Here is a 15,779-nt window from a genome sequence, read left to right as displayed (position 1 = left end):
ATGCGCGTCCGGGAGGCGGTGACCATGGGACACGGGCGCCTGCTCGCCATCAGCGACCTGCACATCGCGTACACCGAGAACCGCACCCTCCTCGAAGGGCTGCGCCCGGAATCCCGGGACGACTGGCTCCTCGTGGCCGGCGACGTCGCCGAGAAGGTCGAGGACATCTCCTGGGCCCTGGAGACCTTGAAGGACCGCTTCGCCACGGTGGTCTGGACGCCGGGCAACCACGAGCTGTGGACCCACCGCGCGGACCCGGTCCAGCTCCGCGGCGTCGCGCGCTACCACCACCTCGTGGACATCTGCCGCGGCCTCGGCGTGCTGACGCCAGAGGACCCGTACGCGGTGTGGGAAGGGCCGGGTGGCCCCGCGGTCGTCGCGCCGCTGTTCGTCGGCTACGACTACACGTTCAGGACCGAGACCGCCGCCACCAAGGAGGAGTCGCTCGCCCAGGCCGAGAAGGCGGGCGTGGTGTGCACGGACGAATTCATGCTGCACCCCGACCCCTACCCCAGCCGGGACGCGTGGTGCGAGGCGCGGGTCGCCGAGACCGAGGCGCGGCTGGAGGCCGTGGACCCCGGCCTGCCGACCGTCCTGGTCAACCACTATCCGCTGGTGCGCGAGCCGACGCGGGTCCTGCGCTATCCGGAGTTCGCGCAGTGGTGCGGGACCGTGCGCACCGCGGACTGGCACCGCCGCTTCCGCGCCGCCGCGGTCGTCTACGGCCATCTCCACATCCCCCGGACGACCTGGTACGACGGCGTGCGCTTCGAGGAGGTCTCCGTCGGCTACCCGCGCGAGTGGAGCCGCCCCGGGCACCCCAGCCCGCGGCTGCACGAGATCCCGGTCGGGGCGGAGGAGCGCTGCTGAGCCGGGAGGCGCGTTCACCGTCCGCGTCCTGTGAAGTTGTCCCGGACCGGCTGCTGTTCATCATGAAGTCCGTCACGGAAGGGCCGGTACCGGTCCGTTAGGACCGGCGTACGGGCATCCTGGGACGCGGAGGACCACGGCCTGACATGCGGTACGGCCGGGGCTACCCTCTGAGCAGCCATCCAGGGCTTGCCTGCGTGCGGCCCACCCCTGGCCTAGGGTGTGGCCTGGTAGGACCTCGAAACGTCTGGGGAATCGGTGCGTGAATATCTGCTGACGCTGTGCGTCACGGCCGCGGTGACATACCTGCTGACCGGGCCGGTGCGGAAGTTCGCCATCGCCATCGGGGCCATGCCGGAGATCCGCGCCCGTGACGTGCACCGTGAGCCGACCCCGAGGCTCGGCGGGATCGCGATGTTCGGCGGACTGTGCGCCGGACTGCTCGTCGCGGCACACCTACCCAACGTCGGCAAGGTCTTCGAGGTCTCCAACGAGCCCCGCGCACTCCTCTCCGGTGCCGCGCTGATCTGGCTGCTCGGGGTCCTCGACGACAAGTGGGGCGTGGACGCCCTGGTGAAGCTCGGCGGCCAGATGATCGCCGCGGGCGTCATGGTCATGCAGGGTCTGACGATCCTGTGGATCCCGGTCCCCGGCGTGGGATCGGTCGCACTCACCTCCATGCAGGGCACGCTGCTCACCGTCGCCCTCGTCGTGATCACCATCAACGCCGTGAACTTCGTGGACGGCCTGGACGGTCTCGCCTCCGGCATGGTCTGCATCGCGGCCGCGGCGTTCTTCCTCTACGCGTACCGCATGTGGTTCGGCTACGGGCTGGAGGCCGCCGCACCGGCCACCGTCTTCGCCGCGATCCTCATGGGCATGTGCCTGGGCTTCCTGCCGCACAACATGCATCCCGCGCGGATCTTCATGGGCGACTCCGGCTCGATGCTCATCGGCCTGGTGCTGGCCGCGGGCGCGATCTCCATCACGGGCCAGGTGGACCCCGACGCACTCAGCCTCTTCTTCGAGGGATCGGAGCGGGCGGCGGTCCACGCGACGGTGCCCGTCTACATCCCGCTGCTGCTGCCACTCACGGTGCTGATGGTGCCGGTGGCGGACCTGGTGCTGGCGATCGTCCGCCGTACGTGGAAGGGCCAGTCGCCGTTCGTCGCCGACCGCGGCCACCTCCACCACCGGCTGCTGGAGATCGGTCACTCCCACAGCCGGGCCGTGCTGATCATGTACTTCTGGTCGGCGCTGATCGCCTTCGGCGCTGTCGGCTACTCGGTGCACTCGGCCAACCTCTGGATCGTGCTCAGTGTGGTCGCGCTGAGCGCCGTCGGCCTGCTCCTGCTGCTGATGCCGCGCTTCACCCCGCGCACCCCGCGGTGGGCGAACTCCTTCGTCCCGCCCCGCTACCGCCGCGGGCGCCGTACGGAGGAAGGCGCAGAGGCCGCAGAGGCCGCAGAGGCCGAACTCCCGGTGCTGGAAGGGGTGTCCGCGCGGAGCAATGGCGAGAACGGCACCACCGCGGACGGCGCGGGGAAGACGTCGGGGGATCCGGAGAAGCCCACCACGACGCGCATCCCGGCGGGCGCGACCGCGATCGGCGGCCGCTCCCGCAATTGGTGATCGGGCAGGAATCGATCACGTAGTTGGCTGTTTCCGGCGTAGGTGGTGGCGCGATCCCGTCACGTAAGACGGGCATAACACCCATAGGGGATGCGGAACTTCGCGTCAGCTCATCAGTGCGCGAGGTAGCTCGTCTGTGTGACGGGCAGCACACCAACTAGGTAAAGACCTCATCAAATAGTTTGTGATACCGTTCACGAAACCCGGTGGCCAGCACCGAAGCGCCTCCAGTTGGACGGTCCTTCGGTGTGAGGTGTGACCTCAACAGGCCCCTACTCTCGTCCATGACGACACTCGCCCCAACCCCGAGCGGAGTTGCCGCCATGCAGTCAAACGACGCCCGAACGCTTCTTCAAACTGCCGTACCCACAGCCGCCGTCGGCGTGATCGCCGTCGTTGCGGGTGGCGTACTCGGCGGCGAAAAGGCGGCGATCGGAGCGGGCGTCGGGACGCTGGTGGTGATCGCGGCCATGGGGGTCGGGTTGGCCGTTCTGCTGCGCACGGCAAGGGCCCTGCCGCAGCTCTTCCAGATGATGGGCCTGGCCCTCTATACGGCGCAGATCCTGCTGCTCTTCATCTTCATGGCGGTGTTCAAGGACACCACCATGTTCAACCCCCGGGCCTTCGCCATCGCGCTCATCGCCGCAACCCTGACGTGGGTCGCGTCGATGATCAGGGCCCACATGAAGGCCAAGATCCTCTACGTTCAGCCGGATTCCGCCGACGACCGCACGTCCGAGCCCACGGGGTCCGCGGCGTGACGGGTAGGGCCGGGATAAAGGAAGGCCTGAGCGCCTGCTATCGTCCGGTGCCAGTTGCGGCATCGCGGGCGCAGGCGGCAGAGTTCTCCGGTTCCAAGGAACAGAGCGGGTTCTCTCAGCGGCCGATCCACGCGCTCGGTCCGAACAGTCGCCCCCACATTCGTAAGACCAGTCCAGTGCCGACCCGCGGCTTCCTGCCGCGCCGACACATCGAGGTTGCCGTACCTATGCGCCACGCTGAAGGAGCTCGCGGTGAGTGCTGACCAGATGACGCTCGCCTTCGAGACCGATTGCCACATCTTCGACGGGTGCGGCTTCAATGAAGTGTCCCCTGGGCTGCACTCCTTCCTTTTCCAGCCGCTGTTCCACGCTGGCGGCATCGAGTTCAACAAGCCCATGCTGCTGGCGCTGGTCAGCACCGTCGCCGTCATCGGATTCTTCTGGGCCGCGTTCAACAAGCCGAAGGTCATCCCCGGCAAGCTCCAGATGGTGGGCGAAGCCGGCTACGACTTCGTGCGCCGCGGTGTCGTCTACGAGACGCTCGGCAAGCGCGAGGGTGAGAAGTACGTCCCCCTCATGGTCTCGCTGTTCTTCTTCATCTGGATCATGAACATCTGGGCGATCATTCCGCTCGCCCAGTTCCCGGTGCCGTCGATCATCGGGTTCCCGGTGGCGCTGGCCTTGATCGTCTATGTCCTGTGGGTGGGCCTGACCTTCAAGCGTCACGGCTTCGTCGGCGGCTGGAAGAACATCGCCGGCTACGACAAGTCGCTCGGCCCGGTCCTTCCCATGGTCATGCTGATCGAGCTCTTCTCGAACCTGCTGATCCGGCCCTTCACGCACGCGGTCCGGCTCTTCGCGAACATGTTCGCCGGGCACGTGCTGCTGCTGATCTTCACCATCGCCACCTGGTACATGCTCAACGGCATCGGCATCGCGTACGCCGGCGTCTCGTTCGCCATGGTCATCCTGCTGACGGCCTTCGAGCTGTTCATCCAGGCCCTGCAGGCGTACGTCTTCATCCTCCTGGCCTGCAACTACATTCAGGGCGCTCTCGCCGAGCACCACTGAGCAGCCAGCCCCAAACCGAAAGTCGTCCGGTGGCCAACCCCCATCGGTCCGTAAAGAGAAGGAAGATACGGCATGTCCGCTCTTGAGACCCTCGCCGCGGTCAACATCCAGGGCAACCTCGGCGCGATCGGCTACGGCCTCGCCGCCATCGGCCCCGGCGTCGGCGTCGGCATCATCTTCGGCAACGGCACCCAGGCGCTTGCCCGTCAGCCCGAAGCTGCCGGTCTGATCCGTGCCAACCAGATCCTCGGCTTCGTGCTCTGTGAGGCGCTCGCCCTGATCGGTCTGGTCATGCCGTTCGTCTACCCGGTGCCGAAGTAATCGCGGCATACCTACCTGCCCGATTCGACGAAAGGCACTGATGTGAACGCCCTGGTACAGGTTGCGGCGGAGGAGCAGAATCCACTTCTCCCCGCGCTTCCAGAAGTCGTCATCGGCCTGATCGCCTTCGCCATCGTCTTCGGCTTCCTCGCAAAGAAGCTCCTCCCGAACATCAACAAGGTTCTGGACGAGCGCCGCACGCAGATCGAGGGCGGGATCGAGAAGGCCGAGGCAGCTCAGGCCGAGGCCCAGGACACGCTCGAGCAGTACAAGGCTCAGCTTGCCGAGGCCCGGCACGAGGCCGCGCGTCTGCGCCAGGAGGCGCAGGAGCAGGGCGCCGCGCTCATCGCCGAGATGCGTGCGGAAGGCCAGCGGCAGCGCGAGGAGATCGTCGCCACCGGTCACACCCAGATCGAGGCAGAGCGCAAGCAGGCCGCCGCGGCGCTGCGCCAGGACGTCGGCGCCCTCGCCACCGATCTGGCCGGCAAGCTCGTCGGTGAGTCCCTCGAGGACCAGGTCCGGCAGAGCCGTGTGATCGACCGCTTCCTCGACGACCTCGAGGAGAAGGCCGAGGCAGCCCGATGAATGGAGCGAGCCGCGAGGCACAGGCCTCCGCGCGCGAGCGGTTCGACGCGCTGACGGACAACACGTCCGTCGACGTGGAGAAGCTCGCCGAGGACCTGGTCGCCGTCACGGGGCTGCTCGACCGCGAGGTGTCGCTGCGTCGGGTCCTCACCGACCCGGCGCAGGCCGGTGAGGCCAAGGCCGAGCTGGCGGGGCGCCTGCTGGGTGGCCAGGTCGGCGGCGAGGCCGTTGACCTGGTGTCCGGCATGGTCCGTTCCCGCTGGTCCCGGTCGCGCGACCTGGTCGACGCCATCGAGGAGCTGGCCGCGAGCGCCGAATTCGTGACGGTGCAGCGGACGGGCGCTCTCGACGACGTCGAGGACGAGCTGTTCCGGTTCGGCCGGATCGTCTCGTCCACGCCGGACCTGCGTTCCGCGCTCACCGACCGTGCCGCAACGGCCTCCGCCAAGGCGGAGCTGGTGCGCAGCCTGCTGGGCGGCCGGGCCAATCCGGTCACCGTCCGGCTGGTGGTCACCCTTGTGACCCGGCCGCGGGGCCGTAGCCTGGAGGCAGGGCTCGAGGGCCTCTCCAAGCTGGCCGCCGAGCGCCGGAACCGGATGGTCGCGGTCGTCACCTCCGCGGTGCCGCTCAGTGACCAGCAGCGGCAGCGCCTCGGCGCGGCCCTGGCCACGATGTACGGCCGGCCGATGCATCTGAATCTCGACGTGGACCCCGGCGTCCTCGGCGGGATCTCGGTGCAGGTCGGCGACGAGGTCATCGACGGGACCATCGCCGACCGCCTCCACGAGGTGGCCCGGCGGATGGCCGGCTGACCACCACCAACTCAACACGATTCACAGCGGCCCGAGTTGGGCCGTGCAGAGTCCTCTGGGGGTCGCCCCCAGATCCCCAAAAGACTTCGGGCCCAACAAGGAGAGCAGGGAACCCAGATGGCGGAGCTCACGATCCGGCCGGAGGAGATCCGGGACGCGCTGGAGAACTTTGTCCAGTCGTACAAGCCGGACGCGGCCTCGCGCGAGGAGGTCGGGACGGTCAGCGTTGCCGGAGACGGCATCGCGAAGGTCGAGGGTCTCCCCTCGGCCATGGCGAACGAGCTGCTGAAGTTCGAGGACGGCACCCTCGGCCTCGCCCTCAACCTCGAGGAGCGCGAGATCGGTGCGATCGTTCTCGGCGAGTTCAGCGGCATCGAGGAGGGTCAGCCGGTGCGCCGCACCGGTGAGGTCCTGTCCGTCGCCGTCGGCGAGGGGTACCTGGGCCGGGTCGTCGACCCCCTGGGCAACCCGATCGACGGTCTCGGCGAGATCGAGACCGAAAGCCGCCGCGCCCTCGAGCTGCAGGCCCCGGGCGTCATGGCCCGTAAGTCGGTGCACGAGCCGATGGAGACGGGCCTCAAGGCCGTCGACGCCATGACCCCGATCGGCCGCGGCCAGCGTCAGCTGATCATCGGTGACCGCCAGACCGGCAAGACCGCCCTGGCTGTTGACACGATCATCAACCAGCGCGACAACTGGCGTTCCGGCGACCCGAACAAGCAGGTCCGCTGCATCTACGTCGCCGTCGGCCAGAAGGGCTCCACCATCGCGTCCGTGCGCGGCGCGCTGGAGGAGGCCGGTGCCCTGGAGTACACGACGATCGTCGCGGCTCCGGCGTCCGACCCGGCCGGCTTCAAGTACCTCGCCCCGTACACCGGCTCGGCCATCGGCCAGCACTGGATGTACGACGGCAAGCACGTACTGATCGTCTTCGACGACCTGTCGAAGCAGGCCGACGCCTACCGCGCCGTCTCCCTGCTGCTGCGCCGCCCGCCGGGCCGTGAGGCCTACCCCGGTGACGTCTTCTACCTGCACTCCCGTCTCCTGGAGCGCTGCGCCAAGCTCTCCGACGAGATGGGCAAGGGCTCGATGACCGGTCTGCCGATCGTCGAGACCAAGGCGAATGACGTCTCGGCGTTCATTCCGACCAACGTCATCTCCATCACCGACGGCCAGTGCTTCCTGGAGTCCGACCTGTTCAACGCGGGCCAGCGCCCGGCGCTGAATGTCGGTATCTCGGTCTCCCGTGTGGGTGGTTCCGCCCAGCACAAGGCCGTCCGCCAGGTCTCCGGCCGCCTCCGTGTGGACCTCGCCCAGTACCGCGAGCTCGAGGCCTTCGCCGCCTTCGGCTCCGACCTGGACGCGGCCTCCAAGGCTTCGCTGGAGCGCGGCAAGCGCATGGTCGAGCTGCTCAAGCAGGGCCAGTACGCCCCGTACTCGACGGAGGACCAGGTCGTCTCCATCTGGGCCGGCACCACCGGCAAGATGGACGATGTGCCGGTCCAGGACATCCGCCGGTTCGAGCGCGAGCTGCTGGACTACCTGCACCGTGAGCACAAGGGCCTGCTGACCTCCATCCGCGAGGGCGGCAAGATGTCCGACGACACCCTGCAGGCCCTGGCCGACGCCGTCGCCTCCTTCAAGCAGCAGTTCGAGACCTCGGACGGCAAGCTGCTGGGTGAGGACTGAGCATGGGCGCCCAGCTTCGGGTCTACAAGCGCCGCATCAAGTCCGTCACCGCCACCAAGAAGATCACCAAGGCGATGGAGATGATCGCCGCGTCGCGGATCGTCAAGGCGCAGCGCAAGGTCGCCGCCTCGTCGCCGTACGCGAGTGAGCTGACCCGCGCGGTGACCGCGGTGGCCACCGGCTCCGTCACCAAGCACCCGCTGACCACCGAGGTGGAGAACGCGACCCGGGCCGCGGTCCTGCTCGTCACGAGCGACCGTGGTCTGGCGGGCGGCTACTCCTCCAACGCCATCAAGGCGGGTGAGCGGCTCACCGAGCGGCTCACCGCCGAGGGCAAGGAGGTCGTCACCTACGTCGTCGGGCGCAAGGGTGTCGCCTACTACGGCTTCCGCGGCCGCAAGGTCGACGAGTCGTGGACCGGCTTCACCGACAACCCGTCGTACGCGGATGCCAAGGCGGTCGCGGCCCCGCTCATCGAGGCCGTCACCAAGGAAACGGCCGAGGGCGGCGTCGACGAGCTGCACATCGTCTTCACGGAGTTCGTGTCGATGATGACGCAGACGCCGATCGACCGCCGGCTGCTGCCTCTCAGCCTCGAGGCGGACCAGCAGACCGAGGAGAACGAGAAGAAGGGCGAGATCCTTCCTCTCTACGACTTCGAGCCGTCCTCCGAGGACGTCCTCGACGCTCTGCTTCCCCGGTACGTCGAGAGCCGGATCTACAACGCGCTGCTGCAGTCGGCCGCTTCCGAGCACGCCGCCCGCCGCCGTGCGATGAAGTCGGCGACCGACAACGCCGAGGATCTCATCAAGTCGCTCACGCGGCTTGCCAATGCGGCCCGCCAGGCCGACATCACCCAGGAAATCAGCGAGATCGTCGGTGGCGCGAGTGCCCTGGCCGACGCGACCGCGGGGAGTGACTGACAACTATGACCACCACTGTTGAGCCGACCGCTTCCGCCGGCGTGGCCGCGGGTCGCGTCGCGCGGATCATCGGCCCGGTCGTCGACGTGGAGTTCCCCGTCGACGCGATGCCGGAGATCTACAACGCCCTCACCGTCGAGGTCATGGACCCGACCGAGGAGGGCAAGACCAAGACCCTGACCCTCGAGGTCGCCCAGCACCTGGGCGAGGGCGTGGTCCGTGCCATCTCGATGCAGCCGACCGACGGTCTGGTCCGCCAGGCCGCGGTGACCGACACCGGCAACGGCATCACCGTCCCGGTCGGCGACTTCACCAAGGGCAAGGTGTTCAACACCCTTGGTGAGGTGCTGAACCTCCCGGAGGAGAACGGCAACGAGTCCGACCGCTGGCCGATCCACCGCACGGCTCCGGCCTTCGACCAGCTCGAGTCCAAGACCGAGATGTTCGAGACCGGCCTGAAGGTCGTCGACCTGCTGACCCCGTACGTCAAGGGCGGCAAGATCGGTCTGTTCGGCGGCGCCGGCGTCGGCAAGACCGTTCTCATCCAGGAAATGATCATGCGTGTGGCGAAGCTGCACGAGGGCGTTTCCGTGTTCGCCGGTGTCGGTGAGCGTACGCGTGAGGGCAACGACCTCATCCAGGAGATGGAGGAGTCCGGCGTCCTCGACAAGACCGCGCTGGTCTTCGGTCAGATGGACGAGCCCCCGGGCACCCGTCTGCGCGTCGCCCTGGCCGGTCTGACCATGGCGGAGTACTTCCGCGATGTGCAGAAGCAGGACGTGCTGTTCTTCATCGACAACATCTTCCGCTTCACCCAGGCCGGTTCCGAGGTGTCCACCCTGCTCGGCCGCATGCCGTCCGCGGTGGGCTACCAGCCGAACCTCGCGGACGAGATGGGCCTCCTGCAGGAGCGCATCACCTCGACCCGCGGCCACTCGATCACCTCGATGCAGGCGATCTACGTGCCGGCGGACGACCTGACCGACCCGGCTCCGGCGACCACCTTCGCGCACCTCGACGCGACGACGGTGCTCTCCCGGCCGATCTCGGAGAAGGGCATCTACCCGGCGGTGGACCCGCTGGACTCGGTGTCCCGCATCCTGGACCCGCGCTACATCACGCAGGAGCACTACGACTGCGCCTCGCGCGTCAAGGGGATCCTGCAGAAGTACAAGGACCTCCAGGACATCATCGCGATCCTCGGTATCGACGAGCTCGGCGAAGAGGACAAGCTCGTCGTCCACCGCGCCCGCCGTATCGAGCGCTTCCTGTCGCAGAACACCCACGCGGCGAAGCAGTTCACCGGTCTCGACGGATCGGATGTCTCGCTCGACGAGTCGATCGCCGCGTTCAACTCGATCGCCGACGGTGAGTACGACCACTTCCCCGAGCAGGCGTTCTTCATGTGCGGTGGCCTGGACGACCTGAAGGCCAAGGCCAAGGAGCTGGGCGTCTCCTGAGCCCGGTTCGAGCGGGTCAGGGGTGGGCCGCCTCCGCCCCTGACCCGTACGCCCGTTATTCTTGACACCCCAGTAACCGAACTGGGCACCTGCTCCGGCAGGTGGAGACCCGAGGAGCCACGTTTTGGCTGCTGAGCTGCACGTCGAGCTGGTCGCCGCGGACCGCAGTGTCTGGTCCGGCGAGGCCACCCTGGTCGTTGCGCGCACCACATCGGGTGACATCGGCGTCATGCCCGGCCACCAGCCTCTGCTCGGTGTGCTGGAGTCCGGCCCGGTGACCATCCGTACGACCGACGGCGGTACCGTCGTCGCTGCGGTGCACGGAGGCTTCATCTCCTTCGCCGACAACAAGCTCTCGGTGCTCGCCGAGATCGCGGAGCTGGCGGACGAGATCGACATCGCCCGCGCCGAGCGCGCGCTGGAGCGGGCGAAGTCGGATGCCGACGCGTCCGCCGAGCGGCGCGCCGAGATCCGGCTGGCCGCGACGGCGGCAGGCAACCGCTGAGCCGCCCGGCGAACCATTGTCACTCAGCCGCGGACTGCCCTGGGACTCACCAGAGCGGTCCGCGGCTGTGGCGGATCGAGAGGTCATACTCGGTCCGGTACCCCCCCAGCTACCGCTGGGCGGTGCCCCCGAAGCGAGGAGGTCGGTGAAGGATGCTCCTCGCACTGCTGGTCAGCTGCGTGGTCATCGCACTGGTGCTGCTGGGACTGTTCGTCTTCGGTCTGCGGCGCAGGCTGATCCAGCGGTCCGGCGGCACGTTCGACTGCAGCCTGTGCTGGAATGTGCCCGTCTCGGAGGACCCGGACGCCGGGCCGGAGGCCCACGGCCCGAGGGGCAAGGGCTGGATCTACGGTGTCGCGCGCTACAGCGGTGACCGGGTCGAGTGGTTCCGCGTGTTCTCGTACGACCCCCGCCCCCGCCGCGTCCTGGAGCGCTCCGCGATCGAGGTGCTGTCCCGCCGTACCCCGCAGGGCGAGGAGGAACTGGCACTGCTCTCCGACGCGATCATCCTCGGCTGTGTGCACCGCGGTACGCATCTGGAGCTGGCGATGAGCGAGGACGCGCTGACGGGCTTCCTGGCGTGGCTCGAGGCGGCACCGCCCGGTCAGCGGGTGAACGTCGCGTAGAGGACGCACGGGACCGGCTCGGGGCGAATGTCCCGACGGCCGCCGGGTTCCGGCTGTCCTGGTGTGGTCCTGGGGTCCCGGTCGACGAGAGACCGGAAGGCCGGGGCGACACCTCCTCCCCGGAGTTTCTCCCTCCGGCCCTCTGCTTCGGACCGCTGCCGATCGCGGTCGCGCCTTCGGTGTCGACCCCGCCACCGCTGCATTCCCTGAAGAACGCGCCGCCCAGGTCCTGGTCCTTCACGTACGCCGTCTTCCCGCCGATCGTCGACAGGGTGTCGTGGCTCCACCACTGGCTGCCGCACTGGGCGTACGCGGTGCCCACCACGGTGACCGCCGGACCGCCGTTCGCCGCGCATCTTCCTTCACCGCCTTGTCGTACTCGATGCCCTGCTCGTACGCGCCGGGAGCGGGGCCGTTCGCCGCGTCGGCGGGCTCCTTCTGCGTGACCCCGTCCAGCCGCGCCCGCGGAAGCCGATCCCGAGGTGCGGTTTGCCGCCCGGGCTTCCCCTGGGCCCTGGGTTTGCGGACGGCGACGTCGATGGTGGGCCCGTCGGCGATCCGGGCGCCGAAGACGTCGTACGTCATGGGTTGTGCCGTCGACGTGCAGAGCGGATCCGCGCAAGTCGGCGGCGTCGACCTTGTCGCCCGGAGGGCACGGCTCGCTCACCGCAGTGGGGGAGCGTCAGGAGGTCCGGATCGGCGATCACTGGTTCCGGACCACAGGGTGATGGCCCTGCGAGCGGTCAGACGCCCAACTCCTGGGCCAGGACTGCCGCTTGGACCCGGCTACGCAGCCCCAGCTTGTTCAGCAGACGGCTCACATGGGTCTTCACCGTCGCCTCCGCCATGGAGAGCCGGACCGCGATCTCGGCGTTCGACAGGCCCTCGCCCACACAGCCCAGCACCTCCCGTTCCCTCCGGGTGAGCACGTCCAGCACCGCGGGGTCGGTGCCCTGCGACGCCACGGGCCCGGGCGCGGCGAACTCGGCGATCAGCCGGCGGGTGACGGCCGGTGCGATCAGACCCTCTCCGCGCGCCACCGTCCGTACCGCCTCCACCAGTCCGGCCGCGTCGCTGTCCTTGAGCAGGAAGCCGGCCGCACCGGCGCGCAGCGCCCCGAAGACGTACTCGTCGAGGTCGAACGTGGTGAGCACCAGCACGTCCGCCAGTTCTTCGGCCACGATCTGCCGGGTGGCCGACACCCCGTCGAGGCGGGGCATCTGAACGTCCATCAGGACCAGATCGGGGCGCAGTTCACGGGCGAGCCGGATCGCCTCCTCGCCGTCGGCGGCCTCCCCGGCGACCTCGATGCCCGGTGCCGAGCGCAGGATCAGCACGAGTCCGGCCCGTACGGCTGACTGGTCCTCGGCCACCAGGACGCGGACCGTACGCGCCGGGACCGCGGACTCCCCGGCGGGTGCGGGGCGGGGGGCTGCTCCGGGTGTGGGCGGTGTGGACGGCATGTCCGTCATCGTGTCCTCTCTTCGCCGACGGGCAGCACCGCCCGTACCTGCCAGACCTGTGCGCGGGCGGTCACGCCCGCCTGCCCGTGCGCGGGGGCGGCGACCGGGCCCGCGTCGAACTCCCCGCCGAGCAGCGCCACCCGCTCCCGCATCCCGATGAGCCCGGCACCCGAACCCGGAGCGCGAGGGCCGGAGGCGTCGCCGTACGGGCTGATGACCTGGACCGTCAGCGGGCCCCGGGCGTCGGGGGCGGTGCCCGGGGGCCGCGCGTCAAAGCCGAGCCGTACGAGGACCTCGCCGGCAGTCGCGTGCTTGAGCGCGTTGGTGAGGGCTTCCTGGATGATCCGGTACGCCGCGAGCTCGACGGGGACCGGGGGAGCGGGAGCGTCCGCGGGGCGCTCGTCGCGCAGCACGAAGCGGAGGCCGCCCGGGGCGGTGCTGTCCGGAGAGCTGCTGTCCGGAGCGCTGCCGTCCGGCGGGACGGGGGCTGAGGCGCCGCGGGCGGCCGCGCCCGCGCGGCGGACCTGCGTCAGGAGCGCCTCGAGACCGTCGAGGCGTGGTGCGGCCGATGGCTCGTCCGCGGCACCGGCGTCTCGCAACAGCCCGATGAGGCGGCGCATTTCGGCCAGCCCCTGCACGCTGTTCTCGCGGATGACGGCGAGCGCCTCACCGGTGGCTTCGGGGTCGCCGATCGACTGCGCCGCGGTGGCGTGGATGGCGATGGCGGACAGGTGGTTGGCCACCACATCGTGCAACTCCCGGGCCATCCGCGCCCGTTCGGCCGTCACCGCCTGCGTGCGGTCAATCTCCGCCAGCAGCGCGGTCTGTTCCGCGCGCAGCCGGGCCGCCTCGGCGGCCTCGCGGTGGTTGCGGATCATCGCCCCGGTGGTCGCGGGCGCGAAGGAGACCAGGCCCGTGACGACGCCGATGAGCAGTGCTTCGGGTTTCTGGAACCAGGCGAGGAACCCGATGGCCACGGCCACCGTGATCAGTCCGCTGGTCACCGGAATCCGCCGTGCGGCGGCGGGAGTTCCGTAGACCACGGCGGCGTAGATGACGTCCGTGAACATCAGGATCGTGCCCAGGTTGCCGACCGTCACCTGATCCGCGACGAGCGCGAGCGTGGCCACGACCAGTGCCGTCTGAGGCCTGGTCCTGCGCAGCAGCTCCATCGCCGCCATCACGGTCAGCGGAATCAGCGCGGCCCACCGGGCGCCGACCGCGGCGCTCCCCTGCGCGTCCAGTCCGAGTGCCCACAGGATCAGCCCGCCTGCCAGCCCCACGACGGCGATCAGCACGTCGTGCCGGTGCGGGTGGCCGGGTACGGCGAGGAAGCGGGCGGTCACATCCCCCATCCAACACGGCCGGGCGGAAGCTCCGCCTCCCCTCCCGGGTCCGGAACGGGACGCGTTCCGCTACATCGAAGGATGCAGTCGAGGATCGTCGGTGACGACGACGCGGCAGGCCGCGGCGGCACAGAGGCTGGAAGGGCCGGAACAGCCGGTCGGGCCGGAAGCGCCGGGGACACCGGCCGCGCCGGAGAAGCCGGAGATACCGGCCGCGCCGGCAGAAGTCCGTGAACCGCCGTCAAGAGGAGTTCCCGTGATCGTCACGCTGATCATCGCCTGTGAGGTCGGCTTCTGGGTCCTGCTGGCCGGTGGTCTGAGCCTGCGCTACCTCGCCGGGATGAAGCGGGCCGGGGCCGCCGTGCTGCTGATGGAGCCCCTGCTGGAGCTCGTCCTGCTCATCGCGACCGCCATCGACCTGAAGAACGGCGCCGAACCTGACTGGAAGCACGGACTGGCCGCGGTCTACATCGGCTTCACCCTGGCCATGGGGCATTCGCTGATCACATGGGCCGACGCACGTTTCGCCCATCGCTTCGCGGGCGGCCCGCCGCCGGTCAAGCCGCCCAAGTACGGGACGGCGCGCGCCGTCCACGAGTGGAAGACGGCCGCCCGCTGGGTCCTCGCCTCGGTGATCGCCATCGCCCTGCTCCAGGGCGCGGCCTGGTACGTGGGCGACCCGGACCAGACCGATTCCCTGCGGAGCTGGCAGGTGCGCATGCTGTTCGTGATCGGCATCAACCTGGTGATCGCAACGAGCTACACGGTCTGGCCGAAAAAGGACCCTGCCGGGCCCGCGGGGGAGCAGGAGTCCCGCCCGCTCACCAAGTCGTAAGCGGAGATGCAAGACGCGTACGGGAGCCGGGACCCGGCGGGCCGGACTCACCGGGCCCGGTGCCGCGCTCCCGGGCCCGCACGGCCGTACGACGTCCTAGCGGTTCTCGCCCGGCACCCAGAGCACGTCCCCGACCTCCTTGTTCGCCGTCCTGGCGAGGATGAACAGCAGGTCGGAGAGGCGGTTGAGATAGGTGGCCGTCAGCGGGTTCATGATGTCGGCGTGCTTCTCCAGCGCCGCCCAGGTGGACCGCTCGGCCCGCCGGACCACCGTGCAGGCCTGGTGCAGCAGCGCCGCGCCGGGCGTGCCGCCGGGGAGGATGAAGCTGCGCAGCTTCTCCACCCCTTCGAGGAAGCGGTCGCAGTCCCCCTCCAGCCGGTCGATGTACGTCTGCTCGACCCGCAGTGGCGGGTACTCCGGCTCCTCGACGACCGGGGTGGCCAGATCGGCCCCCACGTCGAACAGGTCGTTCTGCACCCGGACCAGCACTTCGACGATGTCCTTGGGCAGTTGGCCGAGCGCGATGGCGACGCCGATGGCCGCGTTCGCCTCGTTCGCGTCGGCGTACGCCCCGATCCGCGAGTCGGTCTTCACCGTGCGGGACATGTCACCGAGGGCGGTCGTGCCGGTGTCCCCGGTCCGGGTGTAGATGCGCGTCAGATTGACCATGAGTCCGAGCCTAGCTCCCGGCTCTGTCACGGACCCTGTGCCGATGGTCACGGCCGCCGGGCGGGCGGGCTGCCGCCGCCATGCGGCCGGTGCCGATGACGGACTGTGCGGAGCGGCGCGTTCCGGTCCGCGGCTCCCGGTCGATGTCCGGCGCATGAGGGCGGAACGCCGGGCCGTACTCCCGCGCGTACGGGCACGTGCCGGAGGATCG

The 15,779-nt window shown here is 69.3% G+C and carries 17 protein-coding genes; 13 read left to right on the top strand and 4 right to left on the bottom strand.

Going from position 1 to position 15,779, the window contains the following annotated elements:
- From ACGFNH_RS10005 to ACGFNH_RS09950, 12 genes are all read left to right on the top strand, one after another.
- Positions 1-870 carry a metallophosphoesterase family protein gene (locus tag ACGFNH_RS10005; RefSeq protein WP_393652560.1) on the top strand — a complete coding sequence of 290 codons (870 nt, stop codon included), beginning with the start codon at positions 1-3 and terminating at the stop codon, positions 868-870.
- Positions 871-1,128: 258 nt separating this feature from the next.
- Entirely contained in the window at positions 1,129-2,502 is a 1,374-nt protein-coding gene (locus ACGFNH_RS10000) for an MraY family glycosyltransferase (protein ID WP_393652559.1), read from the top strand.
- Between the two features lie 323 nt (positions 2,503-2,825).
- Positions 2,826-3,263, top strand: a complete 438-nt coding sequence (locus tag ACGFNH_RS09995) for a hypothetical protein (RefSeq protein WP_393652918.1) — start codon at positions 2,826-2,828, stop codon at positions 3,261-3,263.
- Between the two features lie 252 nt (positions 3,264-3,515).
- Entirely contained in the window at positions 3,516-4,334 is an 819-nt protein-coding gene (gene atpB, locus ACGFNH_RS09990; protein WP_393652558.1) for a F0F1 ATP synthase subunit A, read from the top strand.
- A gap of 72 nt (positions 4,335-4,406) precedes the next feature.
- Entirely contained in the window at positions 4,407-4,655 is a 249-nt protein-coding gene (locus tag ACGFNH_RS09985; RefSeq protein ID WP_393652557.1) for a F0F1 ATP synthase subunit C, read from the top strand.
- Positions 4,656-4,697: 42 nt separating this feature from the next.
- Complete coding sequence (locus ACGFNH_RS09980) at positions 4,698-5,240, top strand: F0F1 ATP synthase subunit B (protein WP_393652556.1); 543 nt, start codon at positions 4,698-4,700, stop codon at positions 5,238-5,240.
- A complete protein-coding gene (locus ACGFNH_RS09975) occupies positions 5,237-6,052 on the top strand; it encodes a F0F1 ATP synthase subunit delta (RefSeq protein WP_393652555.1) in 816 nt (271 codons plus the stop codon). The genes ACGFNH_RS09980 and ACGFNH_RS09975 overlap by 4 nt, the downstream gene beginning before the upstream one ends.
- A gap of 117 nt (positions 6,053-6,169) precedes the next feature.
- Positions 6,170-7,741: a F0F1 ATP synthase subunit alpha gene (gene atpA / locus ACGFNH_RS09970; RefSeq protein ID WP_393652554.1), complete on the top strand. Its 1,572-nt coding sequence runs from the start codon at positions 6,170-6,172 to the stop codon at positions 7,739-7,741.
- Between the two features lie 2 nt (positions 7,742-7,743).
- Positions 7,744-8,664, top strand: coding sequence for a F0F1 ATP synthase subunit gamma (locus ACGFNH_RS09965; protein WP_393652553.1), 921 nt, complete (start codon positions 7,744-7,746; stop codon positions 8,662-8,664).
- A gap of 5 nt (positions 8,665-8,669) precedes the next feature.
- On the top strand, positions 8,670-10,124 hold the full coding sequence (atpD, locus tag ACGFNH_RS09960) for a F0F1 ATP synthase subunit beta (protein WP_393652552.1): 1,455 nt from the start codon (positions 8,670-8,672) through the stop codon (positions 10,122-10,124).
- Positions 10,125-10,248: 124 nt separating this feature from the next.
- Positions 10,249-10,629, top strand: a complete 381-nt coding sequence (locus ACGFNH_RS09955) for a F0F1 ATP synthase subunit epsilon (RefSeq protein WP_393652551.1) — start codon at positions 10,249-10,251, stop codon at positions 10,627-10,629.
- 152 nt (positions 10,630-10,781) lie between these two features.
- Positions 10,782-11,255 (top strand): DUF2550 domain-containing protein, encoded by a 474-nt coding sequence (locus ACGFNH_RS09950; RefSeq protein WP_393652550.1) that lies wholly within the window; start codon positions 10,782-10,784, stop codon positions 11,253-11,255.
- A gap of 237 nt (positions 11,256-11,492) precedes the next feature.
- Here ACGFNH_RS09950 and ACGFNH_RS09945 read toward each other — a convergent pair whose 3' ends face one another.
- The 3 genes from ACGFNH_RS09945 to ACGFNH_RS09935 form a co-directional block, all read right to left on the bottom strand.
- Positions 11,493-11,840 (bottom strand): hypothetical protein, encoded by a 348-nt coding sequence (locus ACGFNH_RS09945; RefSeq protein WP_393652549.1) that lies wholly within the window; start codon positions 11,838-11,840, stop codon positions 11,493-11,495.
- Positions 11,841-11,998: 158 nt separating this feature from the next.
- Positions 11,999-12,718 (bottom strand): response regulator, encoded by a 720-nt coding sequence (locus ACGFNH_RS09940; protein ID WP_393652548.1) that lies wholly within the window; start codon positions 12,716-12,718, stop codon positions 11,999-12,001.
- 5 nt (positions 12,719-12,723) lie between these two features.
- Entirely contained in the window at positions 12,724-14,073 is a 1,350-nt protein-coding gene (locus tag ACGFNH_RS09935; protein WP_393652547.1) for a sensor histidine kinase, read from the bottom strand.
- A 247-nt stretch (positions 14,074-14,320) separates the two neighbouring features.
- Here ACGFNH_RS09935 and ACGFNH_RS09930 point away from each other — a divergent pair, with 247 nt between their 5' ends.
- On the top strand, positions 14,321-14,899 hold the full coding sequence (locus ACGFNH_RS09930; RefSeq protein WP_393652546.1) for a hypothetical protein: 579 nt from the start codon (positions 14,321-14,323) through the stop codon (positions 14,897-14,899).
- A 96-nt stretch (positions 14,900-14,995) separates the two neighbouring features.
- On the opposite strand, the gene ACGFNH_RS09925 is transcribed toward ACGFNH_RS09930, so the two are convergent.
- On the bottom strand, positions 14,996-15,568 hold the full coding sequence (locus ACGFNH_RS09925; protein WP_393652545.1) for a cob(I)yrinic acid a,c-diamide adenosyltransferase: 573 nt from the start codon (positions 15,566-15,568) through the stop codon (positions 14,996-14,998).
- Positions 15,569-15,779: the final 211 nt, after the last annotated feature.

The organism is Streptomyces sp. NPDC048639 (genome assembly GCF_043199075.1).
Lineage (GTDB): Bacteria > Actinomycetota > Actinomycetes > Streptomycetales > Streptomycetaceae > Streptomyces.
This window is presented reverse-complemented; position numbering and strand designations above follow the sequence as displayed.

Excerpts from the sequence above, each read along its gene's own strand:
- ACGFNH_RS10005 (WP_393652560.1), top strand. The coding sequence starts at position 1 with ATGCGCGTCCGGGAGGCGGTGACCATGGGACACGGGCGCCTGCTCGCC.
- ACGFNH_RS09995 (WP_393652918.1), top strand. The coding sequence starts at position 2,826 with ATGCAGTCAAACGACGCCCGAACGCTTCTTCAAACTGCCGTACCCACA.
- ACGFNH_RS09985 (WP_393652557.1), top strand. The coding sequence starts at position 4,407 with ATGTCCGCTCTTGAGACCCTCGCCGCGGTCAACATCCAGGGCAACCTC.
- ACGFNH_RS09975 (WP_393652555.1), top strand. The coding sequence starts at position 5,237 with ATGAATGGAGCGAGCCGCGAGGCACAGGCCTCCGCGCGCGAGCGGTTC.
- atpA (WP_393652554.1), top strand. The coding sequence starts at position 6,170 with ATGGCGGAGCTCACGATCCGGCCGGAGGAGATCCGGGACGCGCTGGAG.
- ACGFNH_RS09965 (WP_393652553.1), top strand. The coding sequence starts at position 7,744 with ATGGGCGCCCAGCTTCGGGTCTACAAGCGCCGCATCAAGTCCGTCACC.
- atpD (WP_393652552.1), top strand. The coding sequence starts at position 8,670 with ATGACCACCACTGTTGAGCCGACCGCTTCCGCCGGCGTGGCCGCGGGT.
- ACGFNH_RS09950 (WP_393652550.1), top strand. The coding sequence starts at position 10,782 with ATGCTCCTCGCACTGCTGGTCAGCTGCGTGGTCATCGCACTGGTGCTG.
- ACGFNH_RS09945 (WP_393652549.1), bottom strand. The coding sequence starts at position 11,840 with ATGACGTACGACGTCTTCGGCGCCCGGATCGCCGACGGGCCCACCATC.
- ACGFNH_RS09940 (WP_393652548.1), bottom strand. The coding sequence starts at position 12,718 with ATGCCGTCCACACCGCCCACACCCGGAGCAGCCCCCCGCCCCGCACCC.
- ACGFNH_RS09935 (WP_393652547.1), bottom strand. The coding sequence starts at position 14,073 with ATGGGGGATGTGACCGCCCGCTTCCTCGCCGTACCCGGCCACCCGCAC.
- ACGFNH_RS09925 (WP_393652545.1), bottom strand. The coding sequence starts at position 15,568 with ATGGTCAATCTGACGCGCATCTACACCCGGACCGGGGACACCGGCACG.